The sequence below is a fragment of the Flavobacterium algoris genome, assembly GCF_048158525.1.
GTDB classification, from domain to species: domain Bacteria; phylum Bacteroidota; class Bacteroidia; order Flavobacteriales; family Flavobacteriaceae; genus Flavobacterium; species Flavobacterium algoris.
Genome location: NZ_JBLNKT010000007.1, coordinates 149,297 through 173,940 on the forward strand (window position 1 = coordinate 149,297; position 24,644 = coordinate 173,940).

The 24,644-nt window shown below is 35.0% G+C and carries 26 protein-coding genes; 16 read left to right on the forward strand and 10 right to left on the reverse strand.

Translation table 11 applies throughout. The features are described from left to right. Positions 1–35 precede the first annotated feature (35 nt). Positions 36–1,013, forward strand: coding sequence for a DUF4837 family protein (locus ACM55I_RS06020; RefSeq protein WP_416845851.1), 978 nt, complete (start codon positions 36–38; stop codon positions 1,011–1,013). 47 nt (positions 1,014–1,060) lie between these two features. Beyond that, a complete protein-coding gene (locus ACM55I_RS06025; protein ID WP_416845852.1) occupies positions 1,061–1,507 on the forward strand; it encodes a GNAT family N-acetyltransferase in 447 nt (148 codons plus the stop codon). Here the strand turns inward: ACM55I_RS06025 and ACM55I_RS06030 are convergent, their stop codons facing one another. The 3 genes from ACM55I_RS06030 to ACM55I_RS06040 all read right to left on the reverse strand — a co-directional run bounded on the left by ACM55I_RS06030 (position 1,508) and on the right by ACM55I_RS06040 (position 4,493). Continuing rightward, positions 1,508–2,314, reverse strand: a complete 807-nt coding sequence (locus ACM55I_RS06030) for an OmpA family protein (RefSeq protein WP_416845853.1) — start codon at positions 2,312–2,314, stop codon at positions 1,508–1,510. Further along, positions 2,314–3,951, reverse strand: coding sequence for a S41 family peptidase (locus ACM55I_RS06035; protein WP_416845854.1), 1,638 nt, complete (start codon positions 3,949–3,951; stop codon positions 2,314–2,316). The genes ACM55I_RS06030 and ACM55I_RS06035 overlap by 1 nt, the downstream gene beginning before the upstream one ends. 104 nt (positions 3,952–4,055) lie before the next feature. Then, on the reverse strand, positions 4,056–4,493 hold the full coding sequence (locus ACM55I_RS06040) for a ribonuclease P protein component (protein WP_416845855.1): 438 nt from the start codon (positions 4,491–4,493) through the stop codon (positions 4,056–4,058). Between the two features lie 125 nt (positions 4,494–4,618). Here ACM55I_RS06040 and ACM55I_RS06045 point away from each other — a divergent pair, with 125 nt between their 5' ends. The 3 genes from ACM55I_RS06045 (at position 4,619) to ACM55I_RS06055 (ending at position 7,082) form a co-directional block, all read left to right on the forward strand. After that, on the forward strand, positions 4,619–5,353 hold the full coding sequence (locus ACM55I_RS06045) for a lysophospholipid acyltransferase family protein (RefSeq protein WP_416845856.1): 735 nt from the start codon (positions 4,619–4,621) through the stop codon (positions 5,351–5,353). 10 nt (positions 5,354–5,363) lie between these two features. After that, the gene (locus tag ACM55I_RS06050) at positions 5,364–6,350 is read left to right on the forward strand and encodes an acyl-ACP desaturase (protein WP_416845857.1); all 987 of its coding nucleotides are present in this window, start codon (positions 5,364–5,366) and stop codon (positions 6,348–6,350) included. A gap of 78 nt (positions 6,351–6,428) precedes the next feature. Then, entirely contained in the window at positions 6,429–7,082 is a 654-nt protein-coding gene (locus tag ACM55I_RS06055; RefSeq protein ID WP_416845858.1) for an HD domain-containing protein, read from the forward strand. A 93-nt stretch (positions 7,083–7,175) separates the two neighbouring features. Here ACM55I_RS06055 and ACM55I_RS06060 read toward each other — a convergent pair whose 3' ends face one another. The 7 genes from ACM55I_RS06060 to ACM55I_RS06090 all read right to left on the reverse strand — a co-directional run bounded on the left by ACM55I_RS06060 (position 7,176) and on the right by ACM55I_RS06090 (position 14,003). Then, positions 7,176–7,580: a hypothetical protein gene (locus ACM55I_RS06060; RefSeq protein ID WP_416845859.1), complete on the reverse strand. Its 405-nt coding sequence runs from the start codon at positions 7,578–7,580 to the stop codon at positions 7,176–7,178. A gap of 154 nt (positions 7,581–7,734) precedes the next feature. Next, the gene (locus tag ACM55I_RS06065; RefSeq protein ID WP_416845860.1) at positions 7,735–8,517 is read right to left on the reverse strand and encodes an enoyl-CoA hydratase/isomerase family protein; all 783 of its coding nucleotides are present in this window, start codon (positions 8,515–8,517) and stop codon (positions 7,735–7,737) included. 10 nt (positions 8,518–8,527) lie between these two features. Further along, positions 8,528–9,943, reverse strand: a complete 1,416-nt coding sequence (locus tag ACM55I_RS06070; RefSeq protein ID WP_416845877.1) for a sensor histidine kinase — start codon at positions 9,941–9,943, stop codon at positions 8,528–8,530. Positions 9,944–10,075: 132 nt separating this feature from the next. After that, positions 10,076–10,630, reverse strand: coding sequence for a CopD family protein (locus tag ACM55I_RS06075; RefSeq protein WP_416845861.1), 555 nt, complete (start codon positions 10,628–10,630; stop codon positions 10,076–10,078). Next, on the reverse strand, positions 10,617–11,972 hold the full coding sequence (locus ACM55I_RS06080; protein ID WP_416845862.1) for an MATE family efflux transporter: 1,356 nt from the start codon (positions 11,970–11,972) through the stop codon (positions 10,617–10,619). Before ACM55I_RS06080 ends, ACM55I_RS06075 begins: the two co-directional genes overlap by 14 nt. Next, positions 11,973–13,028 (reverse strand): ferrochelatase, encoded by a 1,056-nt coding sequence (gene hemH / locus ACM55I_RS06085; protein WP_416845863.1) that lies wholly within the window; start codon positions 13,026–13,028, stop codon positions 11,973–11,975. A 99-nt stretch (positions 13,029–13,127) separates the two neighbouring features. Next, a complete protein-coding gene (locus ACM55I_RS06090) occupies positions 13,128–14,003 on the reverse strand; it encodes a helix-turn-helix domain-containing protein (protein WP_416845864.1) in 876 nt (291 codons plus the stop codon). Between the two features lie 228 nt (positions 14,004–14,231). Between ACM55I_RS06090 and hemA the strand changes: the two genes are divergently transcribed. The 11 genes from hemA (at position 14,232) to ACM55I_RS06145 (ending at position 24,356) form a co-directional block, all read left to right on the forward strand. Further along, a complete protein-coding gene (gene hemA / locus ACM55I_RS06095) occupies positions 14,232–15,488 on the forward strand; it encodes a glutamyl-tRNA reductase (protein WP_416845865.1) in 1,257 nt (418 codons plus the stop codon). Beyond that, a complete protein-coding gene (gene hemC / locus ACM55I_RS06100) occupies positions 15,485–16,405 on the forward strand; it encodes a hydroxymethylbilane synthase (RefSeq protein ID WP_416845878.1) in 921 nt (306 codons plus the stop codon). The genes hemA and hemC overlap by 4 nt, the downstream gene beginning before the upstream one ends. Beyond that, positions 16,405–17,088 carry a uroporphyrinogen-III synthase gene (locus tag ACM55I_RS06105; protein ID WP_416845866.1) on the forward strand — a complete coding sequence of 228 codons (684 nt, stop codon included), beginning with the start codon at positions 16,405–16,407 and terminating at the stop codon, positions 17,086–17,088. Before hemC ends, ACM55I_RS06105 begins: the two co-directional genes overlap by 1 nt. A 22-nt stretch (positions 17,089–17,110) precedes the next feature. Then, positions 17,111–18,136, forward strand: coding sequence for a uroporphyrinogen decarboxylase (gene hemE, locus ACM55I_RS06110; RefSeq protein ID WP_416845867.1), 1,026 nt, complete (start codon positions 17,111–17,113; stop codon positions 18,134–18,136). Between the two features lie 145 nt (positions 18,137–18,281). Continuing rightward, positions 18,282–18,662 carry a hypothetical protein gene (locus tag ACM55I_RS06115; protein WP_416845868.1) on the forward strand — a complete coding sequence of 127 codons (381 nt, stop codon included), beginning with the start codon at positions 18,282–18,284 and terminating at the stop codon, positions 18,660–18,662. Further along, a complete protein-coding gene (gene hemF, locus ACM55I_RS06120; RefSeq protein WP_416845869.1) occupies positions 18,662–19,570 on the forward strand; it encodes an oxygen-dependent coproporphyrinogen oxidase in 909 nt (302 codons plus the stop codon). The genes ACM55I_RS06115 and hemF overlap by 1 nt, the downstream gene beginning before the upstream one ends. A 91-nt stretch (positions 19,571–19,661) precedes the next feature. Further along, entirely contained in the window at positions 19,662–20,654 is a 993-nt protein-coding gene (hemB, locus tag ACM55I_RS06125; RefSeq protein WP_416845870.1) for a porphobilinogen synthase, read from the forward strand. A gap of 93 nt (positions 20,655–20,747) precedes the next feature. Then, complete coding sequence (locus tag ACM55I_RS06130; RefSeq protein ID WP_416845871.1) at positions 20,748–21,164, forward strand: c-type cytochrome; 417 nt, start codon at positions 20,748–20,750, stop codon at positions 21,162–21,164. Positions 21,165–21,413: 249 nt separating this feature from the next. Then, entirely contained in the window at positions 21,414–21,884 is a 471-nt protein-coding gene (locus ACM55I_RS06135) for a methylated-DNA--[protein]-cysteine S-methyltransferase (RefSeq protein WP_416845872.1), read from the forward strand. Between the two features lie 125 nt (positions 21,885–22,009). Beyond that, positions 22,010–22,723 (forward strand): 3'-5' exonuclease, encoded by a 714-nt coding sequence (locus ACM55I_RS06140; protein ID WP_416845873.1) that lies wholly within the window; start codon positions 22,010–22,012, stop codon positions 22,721–22,723. 193 nt (positions 22,724–22,916) lie between these two features. Then, on the forward strand, positions 22,917–24,356 hold the full coding sequence (locus ACM55I_RS06145; protein WP_416845874.1) for a nucleoside recognition domain-containing protein: 1,440 nt from the start codon (positions 22,917–22,919) through the stop codon (positions 24,354–24,356). Positions 24,357–24,644 lie beyond the last annotated feature (288 nt).

A 24,644-nucleotide genomic window follows, 5' to 3' on the forward strand; every position in this document is an offset into this window, starting at 1 on the left:
TATAAATTTGGGTTTTATTTCAGAATTAAATTATAATGAATAAAACCCATTTTTTATTGCTTCTTGTTTCTCTGTTGTTTTTTTCTTGTGCAAAGAAAAATGATGATTTGCATCGTAAAACGACTGGAAAAATCAATACTATTTCAGTTATTATTGATGATCAGTTGTGGAATGGTGAAATAGGGGACAGCATTCGAAATAAGTTTGCATCACCAGTCATTGGATTGCCACAGGAAGAACCGCTTTTTACCATAAATCAATATCCGGTCAAGCTTCTGGAAGGCTTCATGACAGATACCCGAGCAATTATTGTGGTAAAGAAAGAATCGCAAAATAAATTTGAAATAAAGAAAAATCAATACGCATCACCTCAAAATGTGTTTCATATTTCAGGAAAGACCGGTGCTGATATTATAGCCAGTCTGGAAAAAAATGCCCCACAAATGATTCAATTAATCAAGCAAGCGGAAATTGCCGAAAGCCAGAAAATTAACAATCAATCATTACTGAATCCACAAGTAATTGACAATAAATTTCATATCTCGATAAAGATTCCTACCGGTTATACGTATGTACTCCACAAAAGTAATTTTATGTGGTTGAAAAAGGAAATCAACGGCGGAAATACAAGTTTGTTAATTTATCAGGTTCCTTTGAATTACATCAAAAAAAATCCAAATCTGATTTCCAATATCATAAAAATGCGGGATTCAATAGGTAATTTATATATTAGTGGGACAGAACCCAAAACTAATATGATTACTGAAGAAGCCTATGCACCTTATCTTTCAAAGATTACTCTTGACGGAAAAGATGCTTATGAGACCAAAGGAACTTGGGAATTAAAAAATGATTTTATGGCGGGTCCATTTATCAATTATGCGATTATAGACAAGGAATACAGTAGGATTTTGGTTTTGGAAGGTTTTTGTTATGCACCGTCAAAGGAAAAACGAGACCTGATGCATGAATTGGAATCCATTATAAAATCAGTTGCGATTGAAAAAAGGTAATGTCTAATTACTTTAAATTAAAAATTAATATAAAAAAGAAATAATCCATGGTATTAGAATGGAAAATAAAGCCTTTCGAGGCGCTTACGGTTCATGAACTATATGACATACTCAAACTAAGAAGCGAGATCTTTGTAGTAGAACAAAACTGTGTTTATCTTGATCTTGACGGTAAAGATAAAGTTGCGTTGCATCTCTTTGGAGAATTTGAAGGTGCAATTGTGGCTCATGCTCGACTTTTCAAAGCAGGAATCAGTTTTGATAATGCTTCTATTGGAAGAGTAACCGTTGCTGCAAATTACCGCGACAGGAAATGGGGGCATGACTTAATGCGGGAAGCTATTGCAGGGATTTTGTCTCATTTTGGTGAAAGCAAAATTACCATTGGAGCCCAATTGTACCTGAAAAAATTCTACGAAAGCCAAGGTTTTGTGCAAACCAGCGAAATGTATTTAGAAGATGATATTCCGCATATAGAGATGCAGAAAGTATAATTATATTTTCAAAATAAGAAATTCAACTCTTCGGTCCAGCGCATCGCCTTTTCCTAAAGGAAATCTATTCCCGCAACCTTTGTAAGACATTCGTTGCGGGTTAATTTTTTTTGATATTAGGTATCGATAGACGTTTCGGGCACGATTAAACGAAAGTTTTCTTTCGTGAGTATGTTCGTCTATTGCGTCCTCATAATAACTAGGGGTACAGCATACGTGTCCTCTAATTTCAAATTCCAATTTTTGATTTTTTTGAAGTATTGCTGCAATTTTGTCTAATTCTTTTTTAGATTCTAATGGCAAAACACTGCTTCCTAGCGCAAACAAGATGTTTTCTAGATAAACGCGATCGCCAACTTTATGATTGTCCTGAAACGAATTGTAAATGCCATTTCCAAAACTATTTTTGGCAACAATAAATAAATCGACGCGTCTGTTTTTAGAACGTATTTCAGTTATGTTTTCTTCATTCTCTTTGGTCAAAATAACGCGTCCTTTCCCTTCGATAATTACAATTTTATTTTTGCTGAAACCATTTGCAGTAAGGATATCCTGAACTGTTTTTACACGATTTTTTGATAATTCATAGTTATAATCGTTGTCACCTCTGTCGTCACAATAGCCATAAATTTGGATGGATTCAATTTTTGTGGTATCTGATTTTTTTGCAAAATCGATTATGGTTTTAATCTGTGGATCATCAAGGGCATGTTTGTCAAAATCAAAATAGACAGTTTGTACTGGTTTCTCTTGAGCTGAAAGGTATCCGAAAAATAAAAAAAGAACAATTTTAAAATAATTTTTCATTACAATTTTAAAATAGATTTGTATTCTGGGGTATTGTTCAAAATACTTACGGCTTTCTTAATTTCCGAATTATTTTTTATGTAATATTGATACAAACCTTCTTGATATTGGTAGCGTTTAATTATTTCTTCTAAAATTAAATTCTTGATTTCTTTTTGATTTTTATCCAATAAAGCATCTTCGCTTTTTTGTAAAGCAGAAAGTAATTGTTGGTATTCGGCAGTGATGGATCCGTCTATTTTTTCTTTTTTGGCTACAGCCAAAGTATTTTTCAATGCCAACTCCGTATCCGTGTCAAAAGAGAATTTTTGTGCTTTTAAAAACTGTTTAAAGTCTAAATAGTCCGCATCAGAAATCGTTGGAATGGTAGTGCCTAAAGTTGGGTTTTTGTAATAATAACTCGTTACATAATTAAAAATTCCATCATTTTTCACCAATGCATTTGTAATTGGACTCAGTTTTGTTTCTTCAAGTTCCACGTCCGGCTGAATGCCTCCACCGTCATAAACCGTTCTTCCTTTCCGGGTTTTGAAAGCATTGTAATTCTTCTCTTCGGTTTTTATAGCTAAACCATTTTTGTCTTTATGGGCATAATCCAAAGCTTGAATGCATCTGCCAGAAGGCGTATAATAACGAGAAATGGTAACTTTTAGTTGGGTTCCATACGTTAAATCAACCGGTTTTTGTACCAATCCTTTTCCAAAACTTCGGCTTCCCAAAACCACAGCACGATCTAAATCCTGCAAAGCTCCCGAAACAATTTCTGAAGCCGAGGCACTTTTTCCATTTACAATAATGATCAAAGGAATTTCAGTGTCAACGGGTTCTTTAGTCGTTTTATAGGTATTGTTGTATTTTTCAATCTTTGATTTTGTAGTGACTATAATTTCGTTTTTTGGAACAAAAAGGTTACAAATATTTACGGCTTCGTTCAAAAGTCCTCCGGGATTGCCTCTTAAGTCCAAAACAATTCTTTTAGCGCCTTCGTTTTTTAATTGTTCCAATGCCATTTTGGTTTCTACAGAAGCTTTGTTGTTGAAATGAGACAAAACGATATAACCGGTTTCGGCATCTATTTTGCCAAAGAAAGGAACCGATTTTATTTCGACTTCATCACGAACAATTTGGGTAGTGTAGGGTTTTCCCTGACGGATGTATTTGATGTCAATTTTAGTGTTTTTTGCACCTTTGAATAATTCGGAGGCATCGTCTCTGAAATCAGATAAAAGAATATCTCCTACTTGGATAATTTCATCACCTGCTTTAAGTCCCGCTTTATCAGCCGGAAAGTTTTTGTATTGTTCTTTTACGATGAGTTTGCCGTCTTTTCGGGTCAGTAAAGCGCCTATTCCAGTATATTCTCCGGTATTGTTTATTTTAAAACTCACAACATCCTGTTCATTAAAATAAACGGTGTAGGGATCTAAACTGGCTAACATGCCTTTGATGGCTTTGTCCATTAAATCACCAGGATTGGTTTCATCGACATAGTTCTTGTTCAATTCCTTGAAAAGGGTGGTGAAAATCTCTATTTGCTTGGCGATTTCAAAAAAATCGTCTTTGAAACTCACGCCAACATATAGAAACGCTGAAGCGACAATAGGAATTATAATTTTTTTTTGGAAAAAAGAATTCATGGCTTTTGGACTAAATTTGAGATTACTAAATTAAGAATAAATCACCAAATAATTATATTAGATAAAGTGTAAACGCAATTCTACGGTATTTAGTAAAATTGGACTTATTTATTTTCTAGATTTGAATCGCTTTCTGGTAAAGGTTTTTTATTGTTTTGAGCAATAAACTTCTCAAACAATTGAATGGTTTTGGTATTGATTTCTTCATAACTCAATCGGTCCTTGCTTTGGTAAAAAAACATAAAAGCGTGAGGCTGGTCCAGATTATCAATTAATAAATGCTTGTTGAGACGATAGGTTTCGCGCAACACCCGTTTGAAATAGTTGCGGTCAACAGCTTTCTTAAAGTGTTTTTTAGAAACCGAAACGCCCATTTTGATTTTTTCATCTGTCCCGAAACTTCGGGATTCCGGGTTGCCCAAAGCGCCAGAATAATAAACCAATCGCAATGGATATTTAGAAACTGATTTCCCTTCAGAAAACAATAATCCAATTGTTATTTTACTTTTTAGCTTTTCGTTTTTTGGGTAAGTGAAGTTCATTTTAATAGAAAAAAGACATAGATTTTGATTGGCAAAGTTACGATTAAACGTTGAGCCTGTATATTGTTTCCGATTTAAATCGGGCTAAAAATATATTTCTTACTTTTGTGGCAAATTTTTAAAGCATGCAAAAACTAATTTCGTATCCCATATCCATAATTTATTATTTATGTTTTGGTATTACCTTGGTTATTTTTCACCCAATTCAGTGGGTTTGCTTCCATGTTTTTGGCTACCAAGCCCACAAAATAAGTGTTGATTACCTGAATTTTTTCCTATTAAAATGTACGAATCTTTTAGGAACCACCTATAAATTTGAAAATATAGAAAACGTTCCTAAAAATGTTCCTTTGATTTTTGTGTCCAATCATCAAAGTATGTACGATATTATTGCTATGATTTGGTTTTTCCGCCGATTTCATTGTAAATTTGTTAGTAAGAAAGAATTGGGAAGCGGCATTCCGAGCGTATCTTTTAATTTGCGCCATGGTGGTTCTGTTCTTATTGATCGAAAAGACCCTAAGCAAGCCATTCCAGCCATTAAAGGATTATCGGAATATATAGAAAAATACAATCGTACGGCAGTTATTTTTCCGGAAGGAACGAGAAGTAAAACGGGGAAACCAAAAGAGTTTGCTCAAAGCGGACTTAAAATTTTGTGTAAATACGCGCCGTCGGCATACGTGGTTCCAATAAGCATAAACAATTCTTGGAAAATGGTTAAATACGGATTTTTTCCCCTAGGTTTAGGAAATCATCTTACCTTTGTAGTACACAAACCATTAGCGGTTAAAGAGTATGATTTTGCTGAATTAATGAAAAAAACAGAAACAGCAGTTGTTCAAGGAATAAAAATTTAATTTATATATAATGTCAATAAAAAACATTCGATTAGAAGTAATGCAGTTTTTAGAAAAAAACGTAGATAGCTTTGTCGATCAGTATCTAATTCCAGTAGAAAAAATATGGCAACCAACCGATTTTTTGCCAAATTCTCAAAGCGATACTTTTTTTGATGAGGTCAAAGAATTACGTGAAATTGCAAAAGATTTACCATATGATTTCTGGGTGACTTTAGTAGGGGATACCATTACAGAAGAAGCTTTACCAACCTACGAATCCTGGTTAATGGACGTAGAAGGGATTGATAATGTAGAGCGAAACGGTTGGTCTAAATGGATCAGACAGTGGACTGGAGAGGAAAATCGTCATGGTGATATGCTTAATAAATATTTGTATTTATCAGGTCGTGTAAACATGCGCGAAGTAGAAATGACAACGCAACATCTTATCAACGATGGTTTTGATATTGGAACCGGAAGAGACCCCTACAAAAACTTTGTGTATACCAGTTTTCAAGAATTAGCCACGTACGTTTCTCACAACAGAGTAGCACAAATGGCTAAGAAATATGGCGATAACAAATTGTCTAAAATGTGCAAAATGATTGCTGGTGACGAGATGCGTCATCATCATGCCTATAGCGAATTTGTAACACGTATTTTTCAGGTAGATCCTAGCGAAATGATGCTTGCTTTTCAATATATGATGAAAGCAAAAATCGTTATGCCTGCGCATTTCTTGAGAGAATCCGGTGAAAAAATCAGCACTGCTTTCGAACAGTTTTCTGATTCGGCACAACGTATTGGGGTTTATACCGCAGCGGATTATGTAGACATTATGCAAAAATTAATTGTTAAATGGGAAATTGATAAAATTACTGGTTTGACTGATGAAGCAGAGAAAGCGCGTGATTATTTGATGAAATTACCGGGCAGAATGGCAAAAATATCCGAAAGATTAGTGATTCCTCAAGAGTCACATATTTTCAAATGGGTAGAACCGGCCAGACTTTAAATTTTTGATTTAAGAATAAGGATGTTGATTTTTGAAGGTAGTCTTTGAAAATCAACATTTTTTTTACAAAATATAACAATGAACAACCCTGATTTAATTAGTAAAACAATTCTTTTTGTAAAAACAAAACTAGAAAATGCCGAAGGTGGACACGATTGGTTTCATATCGAAAGAGTGTATCGAAATGCTATTTTGATTTCTAAAAATGAAGCTTGTGATACCACAGTTGTACAACTCGGTGCTTTGCTTCATGATATTGCAGATAGTAAATTCCATAATGGAGATGAAACTATTGGCCCAAAAATAGCTCGGGAATTTTTAGAATTAGAAAATGTTGACGAAGAGATTATCGTTCATGTGGTGAATGTCATTGAAAACATCTCGTACAAAGGAGGCAATTTCGAAAAAAAATTCTCTTCAATAGAACTGGATGTGGTGCAGGATGCAGATCGATTAGACGCTATTGGCGCCATCGGAATTGCAAGAGCATTCAATTATGGCGGATTTAAAAACAGAACGCTCTATGACCCTAAAATAGCTCCAAACACAAGGATGACAAAGGAAGAATACAAGAAAAGTGATTCTCCAACTATCAATCATTTTTATGAAAAGTTATTGCTCTTAAAAGATAAAATGAATACAGAAACCGGGAAACAAATTGCAAAGGAAAGACACCGTTATATGGAAGGTTTCATTTCGCAGTTTTATGCAGAATGGGAAGGGGAGAAATAGGATTTTTGATTGCGGATTAACGATTTTAAATTTCAGATGGTTTTTCGATTGCTGGTTTTTCAATTAAAAATCAGCAATCGTTAATCAAATATCTTAAATCGAAATCCCTTTGGATTTCATTTCTATAATTACATCCGAAGCATTTTTAAAAGTTGGCGCTTGCTCAATAATGCTTCCTACTCTTTTTTTATTGAGTTTAAAGGTGATATCATTCTCCGTTGTAAACAACAAAGCCGTTAAAAACGGGTTATTCATATACGGAGCCAATATAATAAAAGCTTCATCGAGTGTATGGAAACTTTCTACTTCTTCTGTTTTGTAACGTGCCGTAACCGAAAGACTAAATACGTCATTTTCCAGTAAAACGGGACGGACATAAATATTTTTCAGTTCCGTATCACCAATGGTTTTGGCAAGTGTTAGTTTAGCGTAAGTATGGTTTTCGATACTTTCTTTTACCTTTTCCCAGAAAAGTACAAATACAGGTTGGAAGGACATATGTTGAATTTTTTGATGATGGATTATATTCCGAAACGGGTTTACAAAATTAAGTTTTGTAAATCAAACAATCCGTTTTTTGAAGAAAGATTATTATAAATGATTTCACATTGGAGTCAAATGTAAAGAGAGCTATTTTGGCTCTCTTTTGTTATTATTTTCCTGTAAATACCGCTTTTCTTTTCTCTAGAAATGCCGTTGTTCCTTCTTTAAAATCAGTAGTCCCAAAACATTTTCCAAAAGCTTTTATTTCGGTTTCATAGCCATTTTTACCTTCTTTGAAACTGGCGTTGACAGCTTTTATAGCTTTACCAATCGCGTATGGAGAGTTTTTTATTATTCTTTGTGCAAGACTACTACAGTAATCTAAAAGTTCTGCTTCAGGCACAACGTGATTTACCAGTCCAGTTCTATAAGCATCTTGAGCAGTTACCATTCCCGCGGTCATGATCATTTCCATGGCACGTCCTTTTCCTATCAATTGTGGCAAACGTTGTGTTCCGCCATAACCGGGAATCAATCCAAGGGAAACTTCGGGCAAGCCCATTTTTGCATTTTCAGAAGCGACTCTGAAATGACAGGCCATCGCTAATTCTAATCCACCTCCCAATGCAAAACCATTGATTGCTGCGATTACCGGAGTTTTGAGATTTTCTATAAAATCAAATAATTTTTCTTGTCCTTCAGCAGCTAATTGCATTCCTTCTTCAATAGAAAAATTAGCAAATTCAGCAATATCAGCTCCTGCAACAAACGCTTTTTCACCTCTTCCAGTTAGAATAATAGCACGAATTTCATTGTTTTTCCCCAATGTTTTGAATGCCTTATACAAATCAGTAATGGTAGCTTTGTTCAAAGCATTTAGTTTTGTAGGGCGATTAACGGTAATCGTTGCGATACTATCCTCTTTTGCAATTAAAATATTTTCGTAATTCATGAGTGTAATTTTAGGAGTTAATTATTGGAAGTGAAACCGTGAAAGTGGTTCCTTTTCCAAATTCAGTATCAAAGGTAATCGTTCCTTTATAATTTTCGATAATGTTTTTAATAATACCAAGACCAAGTCCCATTCCGCTACTTTTGGTGGTGAATTTAGGTTCGAATATGCGGCTGATGTCTTTAGGTTGAATCCCTATTCCATTATCGGCAACAGTAATCAAAACAGTGTCGGATACTTTTTTTATAGTAACAAGTATTGATTTTTTTTCTTGATTTTCAGGAATGGACTGGATGGCGTTTTTTGCTAAATTCGTGATGATTCGAATGAGTTGTGTTCTGTCAATTTTTGAAATAATTTCAGGAGAATCACTTTGGAAATCGATATATTCTTCATTAAAAATATCCATGGCAAGTTCTACAACCTCCACCACATTCAAGGTTTCGTTTTGTTGTGCCGGCATAGATGCAAAATTAGAAAAAGCCGATGCAACGGCACTCATTGTATCGATTTGTTGTATCAAAGTTTCGGAGTAATCCTTCATTTTTTGTTTTACATCTGCATCATTAGGATCAAATTTTCTTTGAAAACTCTGCACTGTCAGTCGCATTGGCGTAAGCGGATTCTTGATTTCATGTGCAACTTGTTTTGCCATTTCGCGCCAAGCTTCTTCCCGTTCGCTTTGGGCTAGTTTTATGGCGCTTTTCTCTAATTCGTCCACCATTCCGTTGTACGCTTTTATCAATAAATTAATTTCTTTGCTGCTGGCTTCTAATACGATTTTTTCGTTTTTTTGATTTAAGCTGGTTTCGCTTAACTTATCTGAAATTGTTTTTAATGATTTAGTGATATAAGTCGAAAGGAAATAGGCTAATGCAAATGCAACGATCAGCATAAACGAATATACTTGTCCCAAGCGGATGAGGAAACTATTTAATTCGTTTTCATAAAAGCCGTCATCTTCTACATAAGGCAAATTCAAAATACCAAGTGGTTTAAACTTATCATCCTTAATCTGACTGTATGAAGAACGATTCTTGATTCCATTGATTGTTTTAATATCAACGTATCTTTTTTCGATGGAAGAACGAACTAGTTTAAGAATGTATTTTGGTATAGGAGGGGATACTTTATCTACTGAAAATGATTCTTTTGAGGATTTCAACAGTTTTCCGTCCAGACTGTAAATGTTGATTTCAATATTGTGAATTTGTGCTAATTCGTGAATTTTATCTTTGAAAATTAAGCCTAAATTCTTCGTTGTTAAAGGGTAGGTTGTAGTGGAAAGCACATAATTGATGTGTTCTTTTATAGCATCTTCTTTGCGTTCTAAACGTTCTTGATGGTATTCTTTGGCTTCGTTTTTAAATTGAATAATAGAAATAGATGCCAATAATATAGATGCCATAACTATCAATACAATCATCGAAAGGAAAATCCTGATTCGTAAAGAAAGCATCGATATTTTGAAGTTTTTTAGCATAAGTGTTCAGTGTTCAGCTTTTCAATGTTCAGAATTCAGAGTTCAGCTTAACAACTGAATACTAACAACTGATCACTAATCACTATTTTTCTCCCGAATTCGTTTGTAAAATCTAAATCCAAGCATGATCAATACAGAGAATAGAATAATTCCTATTACCCCGTAAATCCAGTTCACGGCATTTTTTAGTACGACTAAAAAAACCACCGAAAAAAGTATTATGGTTGCCCCTTCATTCCACAGGCGCATGAAATTTGTAGTGTATTTTATTTCGTCGTTCTGCAATTGTTTGAATATTTGATGGCATTTACCATGATATAAATACAATATAAATACAAAGCCAAGTTTTACTTGCATCCAAGGCATTTGCAACCATGCATGACCTAATTCAGTAAATAACAACATCCAAAAAGCAAATAGACTCGCTAAAACTGCCGAAGGCCACGTGATAATATACCACAAGCGATAAGTCATTATTTTGTATTGTTTTTGAAGAATTTCTTTCTCTGGAGATGGTTTTTGCGCGGCTTCAATTTGGTAAACAAACAAGCGAACAATATAGAATAATCCTGAAAACCATGTGATTACAAAGATGAGGTGTAAAGATTTCAGGTAATTATAATAGTCCATCAGTAGTTTGAATTAATTTTGTATTCATTTCTTTTTTTAGAAAATAACCAGTCAGTATCGTTGATAAAATATCAGCAATTGGGAATGCAATCCATACTCCAAAAATACCTAAAAAATTTGGTAGAATCAGCACTAATGGAATTAGGAAAAATCCTTGTTTGCTTAATGTCAAAAGCAATGCTTTTTTTGCCTTTCCCGTCGCTTGAAAATAAGCAGCCCCGATTAATTGAATCGATATAACGGGTGATGCTGCAAAAACCCAGCGCAAGGCTTCAGGCGTTTGAGCAATTACGAGTGTATCTGTGGTAAAAACGGCTACTATTGGTTTGGCAAAAAACAAAATAACAACAAAAATAAGCGTGGCCAAAAAAGCAGCATATTTTATGGAAAGCAGGACACTTTCCTTGACTCTTTCATAATTCATTGCGCCGTAATTAAAGCCTGCAATGGGCAGGAAACCTTGCGTAATTCCAAGAATTGGAAACAAAGCAAACATCAACATTCTACTTACAATACCATAGATTGCTATAGATTGTTCGCCTCCGTAAATGTATAAAGTATGATTCAGGATTATAGCCAAAATGCTGACTACGCCTTGTCTCGAAAAAGTTACAAAACTCAGTTCTGTGATTTCTTTTACAATGGGAATTTTAAATTTAAAATGTCTTGTTTTTAGCTTTAATTCACTTTTAAAAATAAAAAACCACAGCACAAATGCAAAACACATGAAATAGGAAATTGCTGAAGCCATTGCGGAACCGAACATGCCCAAATTCATTACTTTTATAAAAAGAACATCAAGTGCAATATTTACAAAAGCAGGAATAATCATGGCAATCATGGCAAATTTAGCTTTGCCTTCTGCACGGACAATATTGTTGCCCATCATACAAAGTGCCAAAAACGGAACGGAAAGAATAATTGGAAAGAAAAAATCCTTGGCAGGTTTCATTATTTCACCTTTGGCCCCAAAAAGCAATAGCATTTCATCACTAAAAAACACACCAAAAAGCACAAAAATAGAGGACAATAAAAACGTCATCATAATTTGATTGCCAAAAGTGTGCAATGCTTTTTCTTTTTGATTAGATCCCAAAGCTCTTGAAAGAACAGAGCCTCCGCCCACGCCAATTGCCATTCCCAATGATGAAATCAAAAAGGTAATTGGCAATACAACCGTTACTGCCGCTATGGCTAAAGAACCAATCCATTGTCCAACAAAAATAGTATCGATTAAAATATTAACCGACATGAATAAAATTCCAATAGAGGACGGAACTGCTTGTTTTATCAAGAGTCTTTTGATGTCTTGTGTTCCTAGTTCATCGGCAGTAGCAGCCATTTAAGCGTTTATTTTTTCAGAGTCAACTTTAACAGATGAAGAGGCATTCGACCAATTTGTAATCCAGTTACTCACGGTTTTACACCAATCGTCGCTGTCATTTAAGCACGGTACTGCTAAAAATTCCTCGCCGCCATGAGCTTTGAATTCATGATTGGCTTCCATGGCAATTTCTTCCAAAGTCTCTAAACAGTCGGATACGAATGCGGGGGTTACGACGGCAAGTTTTTTAATTCCTTTTTCGGGCATTTTGTTCACTTCTACATCCGTGTACGGTGTCAACCATTTGTCTCCCGCTAAGCGCGATTGAAAGGTCTGGCTGTATTTTCCTTCTGGGATTCCCAGTAATTTTACGACTTGTTTTGTGGTTTCATAACATTGGTGGCGGTAACAAAATTCATGAGCCGGCGAAGGCGTGTTGCAACAAGAACCGTCAATTTTACAATGTGATTTAGTAATATCCGTTTTACGAATGTGACGCTCCGGAATTCCGTGGTAGGAGAATAATAAATGATCGTAATCAAAACCTTCTAAATGACCTTTGATAGAATCGGCAAGGTTTTTTAAATAATCCGGTTTGTTGTAAAACGCAGGAACTATTGTAAATTTCATTTCTGGGAAATATTTTTTGCGATGTTCTTCTGCTAATTCTAAAATTGTAGTTGTAGACGCCATAGCGTGTTGTGGATACAATGGAAAAAGCAACACTTCATTCACACCTTTATCATGCAATTCTTGCAAACCAGACAATAAAGATGGATTTCCATAACGCATCGCTAAGGAAACGGGAATGTCAACTAATTGCTTCACTTTGGCGTGCATTCTTTTCGAAATCACCACAAGAGGAGAACCTTCGTCCCACCATATTTTTGCGTAAGCGGCAGCTGATTTTTTAGGTCTTGTTTGTAAAATTATCCCGCGAACTAATAATGCCCGTAACAAAAACGGAACGTCAATTACGTATTTGTCCATTAAAAATTCATCTAAATACGGTTTAACATCCTTAGGAGTTGGACTTTCGGGAGAACCTAAATTAACTAATAGTACACCTTTCATGTTATTTTTTTTTGTTGGTACAAAAGTAAATAAACTTACTTTTTTATAAATTGCGATTAACTATTTTTTATTTATTGTTTAATATAAGAAATCAATTGTTTACTGCATATTTGGATTTATCGACATCAAATATTTCTTTGGCGTAGTGGCAAATTTCTTTTTGAATGCTGCTATGAAATGACTTCCGGTGCTGTAGCCAATTTTCAACCCCACTTCGTTTACGTTATAGGAGCCGCTATCGAGTAATTTTCGGGCAAAATCCATTTTATAGTCAAATAGGAACCCGTAAACCGTATCACCATAAATTTGTTTGAAACCCATTTTTAGTTTCTTAAGATTTAAACCTATTTGATCCGCCAATTCCTGTAATCCTGGTGGTTCGGCCATGTTGGTAATGATGATTTCTTTAGCTTTTTTAATCTTCATGACATTGTCCTCATCAATTAGAAACGGACATTGTTCTGCGTTTGGATCTTCGGTTCTATTGAAATACAAACTCAATAATTCGTATCCTTTGCCTTTGTAATATAGATTTTTTATGGACGGATGCAAATTGTAATGAAACAATTGCGATAAAACAATCGCCATTGAGGGACTGATGTTGCCTTCGTTGTAATATTTTTTGTCTTTATTGTCAGCACTTAAAAAAGTAATATAATCCGCCTCTGTCGAAAATAAGGCATGAAACTTCTTGATGGAAATAATCACCGATATCACCCAGGAATTTGGCGCTAATTCTAGATTTAAAGGCAGTTCCTTTTGTGGATTGTACAAAAGCAATGATTTTTCCTCTTTCAGTTCCAAAGCATAATTACCCTGATTGAAGATGAACTTGGCACTTCCTTTTAATCCAAAATGGAACTGAATCAAACCGCTGCCCACTTCGCGTTGTGCATTGAAAGTATCAATACTATCATTTTGAAAACGAATCAGGGTAAAATCATCCTCAATTTTTATAATTTCCTGAGAACCCATAGCGATATTTTTTTTAAATGAAAATGATATTTATCAAGTTATTATATTTAGAACGACTCTAGATAAGGTGTATCAAACAACTTGGTTTCACCACAAAAATAGATTTTTTTAATATAAAATAAGCATTTAGTACTAAAAAATCACTTAGCGACACAAAAAGAACTTCTAGCGTTACTTTTATAAATACTATAGTGATAATTTTGTCCCACTTTCTGGAAAAGTACAAATATGGAAAAAAATATTACATCAAAGCATCACTATTTTTACGCAGTTGGATTGAGCTATAAAAAAGCGGATGCTGAGATTAGAGGGAAATTTAATTTAGACGCAGCTGCAAAAACGCGTTTACTGGAACAGGCCAAAACGGAAGGAATAGAGAGTTTGATCGTTACTTCTACCTGTAACCGAACCGAAATTTACGGTTTTGCGGAACATCCCTTTCAATTAATCAAATTAATTTGCGAGAATAGCCAAGGTTCTGTTGAAGCATTTCAAAAAGTTGGTTTTGTTTATAAAAACCAAGAAGCGATAAGTCATTTATTTCGTGTAGGAACCGGTTTAGACAGTCAAATCTTAGGAGATTTCGAAATTATCGCTCAAATAAAATCCAGTTTTGCACAATCAAAAGCTGCGGGTTTAGCCAATACTTTTATGGAAAGATTGGTGAATGCCGTTATACAAGCCAGTAAAAAAATAAAAACCGATACGGAGATCAGCTCTGGGGCTACTTCGGTTTCTTTTGCGGCGGTTCAATATATTTTTAAGAATGTAGAAGACATTGGAAATAAAAATATCCTATTATTTGGTACTGGAAAAATTGGTAGAAACACCTGTGAAAATTTAGTAAAACATACTAAAAACGAGCATATTACTTTAATTAACAGAACCAAAGCCAAAGCAGAGGCGCTAGCCGGAAAATTGAATCTAATCGTAAAAGATTATTCAGAATTGCATCTTGAACTGCAAAAAGCAGATGTTGTTGTGGTAGCAACCGGCGCTCAAAACCCTACGGTCGATAAAGCAATTCTGAATTTGAAGAAACCGTTACTGATTCTGGATTTATCCATTCCAAAAAATGTGAATCAAGATGTGGAAGAAATTGAAGGTGTTACGCTAATTCACATGGATTATTTGTCGCAACTAACAGATGAAACTTTAGAAAACAGAAAAAAACACATTCCTGCAGCAGAAGCAATTATAGAAGAAATAAAAGAAGAATTTATTACGTGGACCAAAGGCAGAAAATTTGCACCGACAATCAATGCTTTAAAAGCAAAGTTGAATGCGATAAAAACATCTGAATTGGATTTTCAAAGTAAGAAAATTTCAAATTTCAATGAAGAGCAAGCGGAAATCATAAGCAACCGAATCATCCAAAAAATAACGACTCACTTTGCCAATCATTTGAAAGATGATGACACTATGGTAGATGAAAGCATCGAATGGATTGAAAAAGTTTTTAAAATTGGAGTGACTACAAAATAATGAATAAAACCATACGCATAGGAACCCGCGATAGTGAACTCGCGCTTTGGCAAGCCCATACTGTCGAAAAAAGATTAAACGATTTAGGATACAAAACCGAAATCATAGCGGTAAAATCACAAGGAGATATTCTTCTTGACAAACCACTTTACGAATTAGGAATCACAGGAATTTTTACTAAAACGCTGGATATCGCCATGATCAACGGTCAGGTTGATATAGCGGTGCATTCCATGAAAGATGTTCCTACGGCTTTACCAATAGGAATTGTACAAGCAGCAGTTTTGGAAAGAGCCAATACGTTAGATATCCTAGTTCACAAAGGAAATCTTGATTTTCTTAATGGAAAAGGTACAATTGCGACAGGAAGTTTGCGCCGTCAGGCACAATGGCTTAATAAATATCCCAATCACAATGTAGTCGATTTGCGTGGAAACGTCAATACAAGATTGCAGAAATTGCAGGACAGCGATTGGAATGGAGCAATTTTTGCGGCAGCAGGATTGGAAAGAATCAACTTGAAGCCTTCCAATTATATCGATCTGGATTGGATGATTCCAGCCCCGGCTCAAGGCGCTATGGTTATTGTAGCCATGGCAAATGATGAGTTTTGCAGAGAAGCCGTTTCTGAATTGAATGATATCGAAACTGAAGTATGTACGCACATCGAAAGACAGTTTCTAAAAACGCTCGAAGGTGGTTGTACGGCACCAATTGGCGCTTTGGCAGTATTTATAGAAGATGAAATAGTGTTTAAGGGCGTTTTATTTTCTATTGATGGCAAGCAGAAAATCGAAATAGAAAAAACGGTTCCCTTGCAAGAATGGAAAAAATTAGGATTTGCATCAGCCCAAGAAATTTTAGAGAATGGCGGAGCAGAATTGATGAGAGAAATTAAAATTAATTTGAAGAAATAATGAGCCAAACAAGCATTTTATCCACCAAAACATTGTCGGCAGAACAAAGGCAAGTATTTATTGATGCTAATTTTGATCTTTTAGAACAAGATTTTATCGAAATAAAAAACAACCTTTTTGAACTGAATACAATCAACAACAACTTGATTTTTAGTAGCCAAAATGCTGTTTTAAGTTTGATAGAACAAAACGGTTGGGAAGTTTTAAAGACGAAACCTGTTTTTTGTGTAGGGATCAAAACCAAAGAATTACTGGAATTGCATGGCTTTACAGTTGATGTGTATTTGGATTACGCTTCTGAACTAGCGGAAATAATCACTTTAATTTACAATAAAGAAAGCTATACTTTTTTGAGCGGAAATTTGCGTAAAGAAACGTTGCCTGAAGCCTTAAAAAGCGAAGGAATAATTTTTAATGAAATCGAAGTGTATCAAACAACACTTGCGCCCTTTAAAATATCAGACCAAGAAAATTTTGATGGAATCATGTTTTTTAGCCCATCTGCCGTTGAAAGTTATTTGACAAATAATAAAATCAAGAATGAAGTTTGCTTTTGCGTAGGCACTACAACAGCGTCAGCATTAGAAACAAAGAAAATTAAAAACATAGTAATTGCCGAAACACCAACTATCGAGGAGGTGATTGAGGAAGTTATTGAATATTATACACCGGAAAGCATCTAGCAATCTGCTAAAATTTAAATACATGATCAAAAACGACCTATTTTTAAGAGCACTAAAAGGAGAAACAGTACAACGTCCACCAGTTTGGATGATGCGTCAAGCAGGAAGATATTTACCGGAATTTATCGCTTTGCGTGATAAATATGATTTTTTTACCCGTTGTCAAACCCCAGAATTAGCTGCTGAAATCACCGTACAACCAATACGAAGAATTGCTCCGGATGCGGCAATTTTGTTTTCGGATATTTTGGTAATTCCACAAGCAATGGGAATTGAAGTTTTGATGAAAGAAAATTTCGGTCCTTTTTTGCCAAACCCAATTCGTACGATTCAGGATGTGGAGAAAGTAATAGTTCCAGATGTTCATGAAACATTAGGATACGTTTTTGATGCTATCAAATTGACCAAAGAAATGCTGAATGATGAGGTGCCATTAATTGGTTTCGCCGGTTCTCCTTGGACAATTATGTGTTATGCAGTGGAAGGGAAAGGTTCTAAAAGCTTTGATATGGCCAAAGGATTTTGTTTCCAACATCCAGAAGCGGCGCATGTTTTATTGCAAAAAATTACCGATACCACTATTTTATATTTAAAAGAAAAAGTAAAAGCAGGAGTAAACGCTGTACAAATTTTTGACTCTTGGGGCGGAATGCTTTCACCGGTTGATTATCAAGAATTTTCATGGAAATACATCAACCAAATCATTGAAGCATTGGCAGATGATGCTCCGGTTATTGTTTTTGGAAAAGGATGTTGGTTTGCATTAAATGAAATGGGAAAAAGTAGAGCATCAGCATTAGGTGTTGACTGGACGTGTTCTCCAAGAAATGCAAGATATTTGTCTGGTGGAAATATCACGTTACAAGGAAATTTTGATCCTTCCAGATTATTATCGCCGATTCCTGTTATCAAGAAAATGGTTCATGAAATGATTGACGAATTTGGAAAAGACAAATATATTGTGAATTTAGGTCACGGGATTTTACCAAATATTCCTGTGGATCATGCGAAAGCGTTTATTGATGCAGTGAAAGAATACAATCAGTAGTAAACATTTTTCAGAAAACTGGACTAAAGTCCAGCCTTACCAAATGTACCGAGCCGATGACTCTCACAAGTACGTAAAAGTTCTATAGGAACGGCGTGTTTTGTAGCAACGGATTTTAATCCGTTGAATAATAAACAATTAAACAATGCTAAACAAAGGATTACGAGACCAGGAAAGTATTCGAATAGACAATGTGCTAAAGACATTGCTTTCTATAGTTCTAGTGCCTAAGTTTTGGGATTTAGAAGATAAAAGCAACATAGAAGAGCAATTGAAAGACTTTGGATTTAACATTCAAAGTCTGATCGATTGTAGTGAAAAGGAATTAATCACACATTTATTACGGTGTCATTTGGACTGGAATCAGCTAGAGCAATTTGCCGATTTTTTAGTGATTGCTTCGAAAGACAATCCATTTGATTTTTCTGAAAAAGCTATTGCTATTTACAATTACATTCAACAGGAAAGCAAAGTATTTTCATTTGGAATCAATAGTAAAATAGCTACTGCAAAAGCAAATTTATAATGAAAGAACAATTTTATCAATACATACAAAACCTTCAAGACCAAATCTGTAAAGGATTGGAAGCCGTTGAAGGTCGAGCCAAATTCCGTGAAGACCTTTGGGAACGTCCGGAAGGTGGCGGCGGAAGAACCCGTGTGATTGAAAACGGATCCGTTTTTGAAAAAGGCGGCGTTAATATTTCGGCAGTCCACGGGAAATTACCGGAAGCCATGCAAAAGATGTTCAATGTAGGTGAAGCTGATTTTTTTGCCTGCGGATTGAGTTTGGTTTTACATCCAAAAAACCCAATGGTGCCAACCGTTCATGCCAACTGGCGTTATTTCGAAATGTACGATGACAACGGAAATGTAATCCAGCAATGGTTTGGTGGCGGACAGGATCTAACCCCGTATTATCTGTTTGAAGAAGATGCAATCCATTTTCATCAAACCTGTAAAACTACTTGTGACAAACACAATTCCGAGTTTTATCCAAAATATAAGAAACAATGTGATGCCTATTTCTGGAATGCGCATCGCAATGAAGCCCGCGGTATCGGGGGATTGTTTTTCGATTATTGCAAAGCAACTCCAGAGATGAGTATGCAAGATTGGTTTAATTTTGTATCCGAAGTGGGTAATAGTTTCCTCGAAGCGTATGTTCCAATTGTAGAAAAAAGAAAAGATTTACCCTATACTCCAGAGCAAAGAACGTGGCAGGAAATCCGCCGCGGTCGTTATGTAGAGTTCAATTTGGTTCATGACAAAGGAACTTTGTTTGGTCTAAAAACCAACGGAAGAATTGAAAGCATTCTAATGAGTTTGCCGCCACATGTGCAATGGGTATACGACCATCACGCAGAAGCCGGAAGCAAAGAAGAAAAATTAGTAAACGTATTAGAAAATCCAAAAAATTGGATTGCAGATTGATGATTAACGATTTTTGATTGCAGATTTTCTGTCATCACCAATTTGTTTTGAATCATAAATCAGCAATCGCTAATCTAAAATCATAAATCATATGTTCCCATTACACAGAGGTAGAAGATTAAGAACAAACGAATCCATTAGAAGTTTAGTTCGTGAAACCAGTTTAAGTCCATCAGATTTTATGTTCCCAATGTTCATCGCAGAAGGCGAAAATGTAGAGGTTGCTATTCCTTCTATGCCAGGAATATTTCGTCGTTCGCTCGATTTAACAGTAAAAGAAATACGTGAACTATTCGATTTAGGCATTCGTGCGGTCAATATTTATGTAAAAGTAAGCGAGAATCTAAAAGACAATACAGGCATGGAAGCTTGGAATCCAAACGGATTAATGCAAAACGCCATTCGTGCCATTAAAACAGCTTGTCCGGAAATGATTGTAATGCCAGACGTAGCATTGGATCCGTATTCAATTTATGGCCACGACGGAATTATTGCAAACGGCGATTTAGCCAATGATCCGACTAATGATGCTTTGGTAAAAATGGCCGTTTCTCATGCGCAAGCCGGAGCCGATTTTGTTGCGCCATCGGATATGATGGACGGACGCGTGTTGCGTTTGCGTGAAGGTCTTGATGCTGCCGGATTTCATAATGTAGGTATTATGAGTTATTCGGCAAAATACGCTTCTGCTTTTTATGGACCGTTCCGTGATGCATTAGATAGTGCGCCGGTAGATAGCGAAAATATCCCTACAGATAAAAAAACATATCAAATGGATTATGCCAATCGCATTGAAGCGATCAAAGAAGCGTTATGGGATGTAGAAGAAGGCGCCGATATGGTGATGGTAAAACCAGGAATTGCCTATTTAGACATCGTTCGAGAGGTCAAAAATGCGGTAAATGTTCCCGTAACTGTATATCATGTTTCGGGAGAATATGCGATGATTAAAGCCGCGGCCGAGAGAGGTTGGCTCGACCATGACAAAATCATGATGGAACAATTAATGTGTATCAAAAGAGCAGGAGCAAGTTTGATTTCGACCTATTTTGCTAAAGAAGCAGCCGTACTTTTGAACAAATAAATTTAGATTTTTTTGATTCTAATAATTTTAATTCCTTTTTTTGATTTTAATTTCAAAAAATAAATTATTTTTGAGAAAACTAAAAAAACTAAAATGAAAAGAGTATTAATAATTGCAATCGCATTTTTAGCTTTCTCTTGTAAAAAGCAAGAAGCTATACCAGCTGAAAAACAAGCGGAACCAACTACAACAGAGGCTGCACCTTCTGAAGGAATGCCAGTAGAAGTTCAAACACCGGAACAATTAGGAGAGTCGATTTTTAAAGGAAAAGGAACTTGCGTTTCTTGCCATAAAACGGATTCAAAATTAATAGGGCCAAGTTTACAAGACATTGCCAAAATGTACAAAGAGAAAAATGGTAACATCATTACTTTTTTGAAAGGGGAGAGCAAACCTATTGTTGATCCAGCTCAATATGCATTAATGCAGCCAAATATTGTCCTTACAAAAACAATGACTGACGAAGAGTTAAAAGGATTAGAAGCTTATGTGTATTCAAATCTGAAATAGATTTTTATTCTTAGCATAGTCGAAATAAGGAGCTAATCCCGCTATCATTCCAATCTTTCTAGTCCTGAACTTGTTTCAGTGAAACAAGTCAGGACTAGAAAGGATTTTCCCTTCTATCGGGGCTATAAAACAAGAACCATTCGTGTAATCGAATGGTTTTTTTATTTCTAATACGATTCAATTTTTATTTCTTTGCGAACTTTGTGCCTTCTTCATAAACATTGTGGTTAATTTTTTTATCTTTAAAATATGGAAACAGCTTACATCAAAACTCCTTTAGGAATGGCAACAATCATTGGCGATGAAAATGGTGTTTCGGTAATTTCAGTTGCCGATGAAGGAACTGTTTCAACAATAATTCCAATTGTTTTACAAGAAGCGATCTCCCAACTCAACGATTATTTCGAGGGGAAAAGAATCAATTTTGATTTTAAATTAAATCCTAAAGGAACTGAATTCCAACAAAAAGTATGGAAAGGATTGCTCGAAATTCCATTTGGGAAAACATGTAGTTATATGGATTTATCCAAAAAGTTAGGTGATGTCAAAGCCATTCGCGCTGTGGCTTCCGCCAATGGAAAAAATCCGCTTTGGATTGTCGTTCCTTGCCATCGAGTTATAGGAACTGATGGTTCACTCACGGGATATGCAGGCGGATTGTGGCGAAAGAAATGGCTGTTGGAGCATGAGAATCCAACGTCACAACAAAGTTTGTTTTAAAAGAGACTCCTTAGATTTTTAGAGGTTAGACAAGTTAGATAAAAAGGAGTCTAAGTAAGTCTAATCAAATTTATAAGCCGGTCTAAAAATCTAAGGAGTCTAATAAGTCTAACAAAATCTAAATTATGATAGATAAAATCAACCTCAATAATATTTTATTTCTTGATATTGAAACTGTTCCTGAAGCAGCTGATTACAATGAATTGGATACCGAAATGAAAGATCTTTGGGAACACAAAACCCAATACCAGCGCAAAGACGAATATACTCCCGAAGATTTTTATGACCGTGCCGGAATTTGGGCTGAGTTTGGTAAAATCGTTTGTATTTCAGTCGGCTTTTTTACGATTAAAGGCGACATTCGGAATTTTAGGGTAACTTCTTTTTTTGGTGAAGAAAAGAAAATTCTAAACGATTTTATCAATCTGCTAAACAATCATTTCAATCAGCCGCAGCACGTTTTGTGTGGTCATAATGCCAAAGAATTTGATATTCCTTTCATTGCCCGACGCATGATTATCAATCAAATTGCCATTCCCAACAAACTGAATCTATTTGGAAAAAAACCTTGGGAAATTCCACATTTGGATACGTTGGAATTGTGGAAATTTGGCGATTATAAACATTACACTTCTTTAAAATTAATGTGTAAAGTTCTCGGGATTCCTTCGCCAAAAGGCGATATCGACGGCAGTCAGGTGGGACATGTTTTTTATGTAGATAAAGATATTGACCGCATAGTGACCTATTGTGAAAAAGACACGATAGCCGTAGCGCAAATTTTCCTCCGATTGCGAAGAGAAGATCTGTTGATTGAGGAGGAAATTATTCATGTTTAAAAAAAAATAATTTCAATATCAAAATTCAATGACAATTTGAAAAAGGAATAGTAAAACAATAATCAATTTTTTATTTGAGATTGACTTTTGAAATTGAATAAGAAATTTTTTAAGTTTGAAAATTCAGTTACTGATATTGCAATTGACATTTGCAATTGCTATTGATTTATTACATTTACAAAAATTATAAATTATGGTATTGAGTAGATTTTGGTTGGTTATTTTTATTTCGTCTATTATTTTTATTGTTTTCAGTCTGTTTACTGCCGATACGTATACCATTGATTATGTTTTGAATGGAAAGAAAGATGATCCGATTCTGATTTCTGAGAAATTTGCAGAACAACTTCCTGCCTTTATTAAAGACAGCATCAAAAAAGCACCAGAACAAACCATGATTATCAATCGGGATACGCTAAATGCGGACACGACTTATGTTTATAAAAACAAAACCGTAAAAATTTATAGTGGTGTTCAAAAATCAGATGGTTTATTGCCAACGTGTAAAAGTACTTTGCTAGATTTAGTCCTTCCGCTGATGGCTTATTTGGCTTTTTTCTGTGGATTGATGGAGCTTTTAATCATTTCCGGAGCCTCAGGAAAATTAGCTAAAGCATTGAGTCCTGTTTTTGTAAAAGTGTTTCCGAGTATTCCCAAAAACCATCCTTCTATTTCTTATATGACTTTAAATTTTGCTGCCAATTTCTTAGGATTAGATTCTGCTGCAACTCCTTTCGGTCTAAAAGCCATGGAAAGTTTACAAGAAATAAATCCAGAGAAAGACAAGGCGAGTGATGCACAAATTATGTTTATGTGTTTGCATGCTTCGGGTCTTACTTTGATCGCTACTTCTATAATAGGATACCGTGCTGCTGCAAATGCAAGCAATCCTGCTGATGTTATGCTGCCTTGTATCATCACTTCTTTTATCGGTACGATTGCAGCCTTTCTAATTGTTGGAATCAAACAAAAAATCAATTTTAAAAGTGCTTCTTTGGTGATTGTATTGATAACATTAATAGCTGCAATTGTAGGTTTGTTGATGTATGTAAATCATTTAGATTTAATTGGAAAAAACTATTTTACGGCTAATCTATCTGCTTTAATATTAATTGGAATAATTGCCTTTACCTTGATCTTTTCGTTTATAAATGAGAAAAAATTCACAGAAGCATCTACAACTGTTTTTGAAAGTTTTGTAGTAGGAGCAAACAATGGTGTAAAAACCGGAGTGACTATTTTTCCATACGTGTTGGGTATGTTAGTAGCTATTTCTCTATTTAGAAACAGTGGTTTATTTGAAATTATTAGCAATTGGATTGCTTTCATTTTTTCTAATATGGGAGTAAGTAAGGGAATTACGGACGCTTTGCCAGTTGCTTTACTTCGTCCCTTTAGTTCGGCCGGATCAAGAGGGTTTTTGATTGATTCTATGAACACTTTTGGTCCCGATTCCTTAACGGCAAGATTGAGTAGTATTTTTCAATGTAGTGCCGAAAGTACTTTTTATGTGATAGCCGTTTATTTTGGTTCCGTAAATATTAAAAACACTCGTTATGCACTAGGAACGATGCTTATAGTCGATTTGATTTGTGTGATTACGGCTATTTTTGTGGCGACTTGGTTTTTTTAAAGACTACAAAATATAAAAATAGTTATGGAAAATTTTTTGAAGAATTCTCAATCGGTCTCTTTGCTTGGCAATTATTGCTGCTTTTAATGTTCTTTATTTTTTGTTATATTCTGATTTTATTAATAAAAAAGTTAAGGAAATAGTTTTTCTTGGAATTTTATTTAAATACAAGAGGTTGTCTGAAAAGATAGCCTCTACTTGTTTTAAGGAATACCTGATTTAGCAGAAATTTATTAAAAATTGAAAATATTGCCTTAATAATTGTTCTAAAAGTTTGTTTATTGCCTT

What these genes read in the sequence shown, in the direction of transcription:
- ACM55I_RS06045 (WP_416845856.1), top strand. Translation starts at nt 4,619, where the DNA reads ATGCAAAAACTAATTTCGTATCCCATATCCATAATTTATTATTTATGT.
- ACM55I_RS06030 (WP_416845853.1), bottom strand. Translation starts at nt 2,314, where the DNA reads ATGAAAAATTATTTTAAAATTGTTCTTTTTTTATTTTTCGGATACCTT.
- ACM55I_RS06055 (WP_416845858.1), top strand. Translation starts at nt 6,429, where the DNA reads ATGAACAACCCTGATTTAATTAGTAAAACAATTCTTTTTGTAAAAACA.
- hemF (WP_416845869.1), top strand. Translation starts at nt 18,662, where the DNA reads ATGAAAGAACAATTTTATCAATACATACAAAACCTTCAAGACCAAATC.
- ACM55I_RS06140 (WP_416845873.1), top strand. Translation starts at nt 22,010, where the DNA reads ATGATAGATAAAATCAACCTCAATAATATTTTATTTCTTGATATTGAA.
- ACM55I_RS06115 (WP_416845868.1), top strand. Translation starts at nt 18,282, where the DNA reads ATGCTAAACAAAGGATTACGAGACCAGGAAAGTATTCGAATAGACAAT.
- ACM55I_RS06075 (WP_416845861.1), bottom strand. Translation starts at nt 10,630, where the DNA reads ATGGACTATTATAATTACCTGAAATCTTTACACCTCATCTTTGTAATC.
- ACM55I_RS06040 (WP_416845855.1), bottom strand. Translation starts at nt 4,493, where the DNA reads ATGAACTTCACTTACCCAAAAAACGAAAAGCTAAAAAGTAAAATAACA.
- ACM55I_RS06035 (WP_416845854.1), bottom strand. Translation starts at nt 3,951, where the DNA reads ATGAATTCTTTTTTCCAAAAAAAAATTATAATTCCTATTGTCGCTTCA.
- ACM55I_RS06070 (WP_416845877.1), bottom strand. Translation starts at nt 9,943, where the DNA reads ATGATTGTATTGATAGTTATGGCATCTATATTATTGGCATCTATTTCT.
- ACM55I_RS06080 (WP_416845862.1), bottom strand. Translation starts at nt 11,972, where the DNA reads ATGGCTGCTACTGCCGATGAACTAGGAACACAAGACATCAAAAGACTC.
- ACM55I_RS06025 (WP_416845852.1), top strand. Translation starts at nt 1,061, where the DNA reads ATGGTATTAGAATGGAAAATAAAGCCTTTCGAGGCGCTTACGGTTCAT.
- ACM55I_RS06050 (WP_416845857.1), top strand. Translation starts at nt 5,364, where the DNA reads ATGTCAATAAAAAACATTCGATTAGAAGTAATGCAGTTTTTAGAAAAA.
- hemE (WP_416845867.1), top strand. Translation starts at nt 17,111, where the DNA reads ATGATCAAAAACGACCTATTTTTAAGAGCACTAAAAGGAGAAACAGTA.
- ACM55I_RS06145 (WP_416845874.1), top strand. Translation starts at nt 22,917, where the DNA reads ATGGTATTGAGTAGATTTTGGTTGGTTATTTTTATTTCGTCTATTATT.
- hemA (WP_416845865.1), top strand. Translation starts at nt 14,232, where the DNA reads ATGGAAAAAAATATTACATCAAAGCATCACTATTTTTACGCAGTTGGA.
- ACM55I_RS06130 (WP_416845871.1), top strand. Translation starts at nt 20,748, where the DNA reads ATGAAAAGAGTATTAATAATTGCAATCGCATTTTTAGCTTTCTCTTGT.
- ACM55I_RS06065 (WP_416845860.1), bottom strand. Translation starts at nt 8,517, where the DNA reads ATGAATTACGAAAATATTTTAATTGCAAAAGAGGATAGTATCGCAACG.
- ACM55I_RS06020 (WP_416845851.1), top strand. Translation starts at nt 36, where the DNA reads ATGAATAAAACCCATTTTTTATTGCTTCTTGTTTCTCTGTTGTTTTTT.
- ACM55I_RS06090 (WP_416845864.1), bottom strand. Translation starts at nt 14,003, where the DNA reads ATGGGTTCTCAGGAAATTATAAAAATTGAGGATGATTTTACCCTGATT.
- ACM55I_RS06060 (WP_416845859.1), bottom strand. Translation starts at nt 7,580, where the DNA reads ATGTCCTTCCAACCTGTATTTGTACTTTTCTGGGAAAAGGTAAAAGAA.
- hemB (WP_416845870.1), top strand. Translation starts at nt 19,662, where the DNA reads ATGTTCCCATTACACAGAGGTAGAAGATTAAGAACAAACGAATCCATT.
- hemH (WP_416845863.1), bottom strand. Translation starts at nt 13,028, where the DNA reads ATGAAAGGTGTACTATTAGTTAATTTAGGTTCTCCCGAAAGTCCAACT.
- ACM55I_RS06135 (WP_416845872.1), top strand. Translation starts at nt 21,414, where the DNA reads ATGGAAACAGCTTACATCAAAACTCCTTTAGGAATGGCAACAATCATT.
- ACM55I_RS06105 (WP_416845866.1), top strand. Translation starts at nt 16,405, where the DNA reads ATGAGCCAAACAAGCATTTTATCCACCAAAACATTGTCGGCAGAACAA.